This window comes from Streptomyces sp. NRRL WC-3549 (genome assembly GCF_000721935.1).
Classification (GTDB): Bacteria; Actinomycetota; Actinomycetes; order Streptomycetales; family Streptomycetaceae; genus Streptomyces.
The window spans coordinates 220,513-222,005 of sequence record NZ_KL585395.1; the positions used below are offsets into that span (position 1 = coordinate 220,513).

Sequence of the window (1,493 nt, forward strand, 5' to 3'; positions counted from 1 at the left end):
CAGCCGGTGCCCCGGTGCTCACGGCGGCCACCGAGGACGGCGCCGTGAACGCGGTCGGCCTGACTCGGCGGCGCCGCGCCGCAGGAGCCCCCGTGCCGTACCCCACCAGGACGTTCCCGGACGTCTCCCCGGCCGGTCCGCCGCCGTCCCCGTTCCCGCCCCCGCTACCGTTCCCGTTCGCGTCGGCGGTGCCGACGGAGCCGGAGGCCGGACCGGAGGTTCCGGGTGCCGCCGTGTCGTCCACACCGACCGCGACCGTCAGCAACGGCGACCCGACCGGAAGCTCCGCGCCTTCCTCCCCGAACCGGGCCGTCACCACACCTCCGTACGGGCAGGGCACTTCGACCGTCGCCTTGGCCGTCTCGACCTCGACGACCGGCTGGTCGATGGTGACGACGTCCCCGACGTCCACCAACCAGCGCACGATCTCGGCCTCGGTGAGCCCCTCGCCGAGGTCAGGCAGCTTGAATTCGAGTACTCGGGCCATCAGCTCTCGGCCTCCCACTGAAGACGGGCCACCGCGTCGAGCACCCGGTCGACACCGGGAAGGTGGTGCCGCTCCTGCATCGGCGGCGGGTACGGGATGTCGAAGCCCGCCACGCGCAGCACCGGGGCCTCCAGGTGATGGAAGCACCGCTCGGTGACACGGGCCGCGATCTCACCGCCCGGGCCGCCGAAGCCCGAGGACTCGTGGACGACGACCGCCCGCCCCGTGCGCCGGACGGAAGCCGCGACGGTCTCGTCGTCGAACGGCACGAGCGACCGGAGGTCGATGACCTCAAGGTCCCAGCCCTCGGCGGTGGCCGCCTCGGCAGCCTCCAGACATACCGGAACGGACGGACCGTAGGTGATCAGGGTCGCGCTGCGTCCGGGGCGCCGGACGACGGCCCGCCCTATCGGCTCCACCGCGGAGGGGACGTCCGGCGACCACGGCGCCTTGGACCAGTACAGCCGTTTCGGTTCCAGGAAGACCACGGGGTCGTCGGAGGCGATGGACGCCCTCAACAGCCCGTACGCGTCCTCGACCGTGGCCGGCGCGACGACATGGAGTCCGGGCGTCGCCATGTAGTACGCCTCCGAGGAGTCGCTGTGGTGTTCGACCCCGCCGATCCCCCCGCCGTACGGGATCCGGACGGTGATCGGCAGGGGCATGGTCCCGGCGGTCCGGTTCCGCATCTTGGCGACATGGCTGACCAACTGCTCGAACGCCGGATAGGCGAACGCGTCGAACTGCATCTCCACCACGGGCCGCAGTCCGTACATCGCCATGCCGACCGCCGCGCCGAGGATCCCCGCCTCGGCCAGCGGTGTGTCCGTACAGCGGTCGTCGCCGAACTCCTTCGCCAGCCCGTCGGTGATGCGGAAGACTCCGCCGAGCGTGCCCACGTCCTCGCCCAGGACGTGGACCGCGGGGTCCTCGGCCATCGCATCACGCAGCGCACGCCCGAGTGCCTGCGCCATGGTGGCCTGTGTGGACCGGCCGGGCCGCTCGC

At 72.3% G+C, this 1,493-nt stretch carries 2 protein-coding genes; both read right to left on the bottom strand.

Annotation, left to right across the window (positions count from 1 at the left end; genetic code table 11):
• Window positions 1-487: biotin/lipoyl-containing protein (locus tag IH13_RS0113865; protein WP_031084273.1), on the bottom strand; the 487-nt coding region annotated here is incomplete at its 3' end.
• Entirely contained in the window at window positions 487-1,461 is a 975-nt protein-coding gene (locus IH13_RS0113870; protein ID WP_031084277.1) for an alpha-ketoacid dehydrogenase subunit beta, read from the bottom strand. The genes IH13_RS0113865 and IH13_RS0113870, both read right to left, overlap by 1 nt.
• Window positions 1,462-1,493 lie beyond the last annotated feature (32 nt).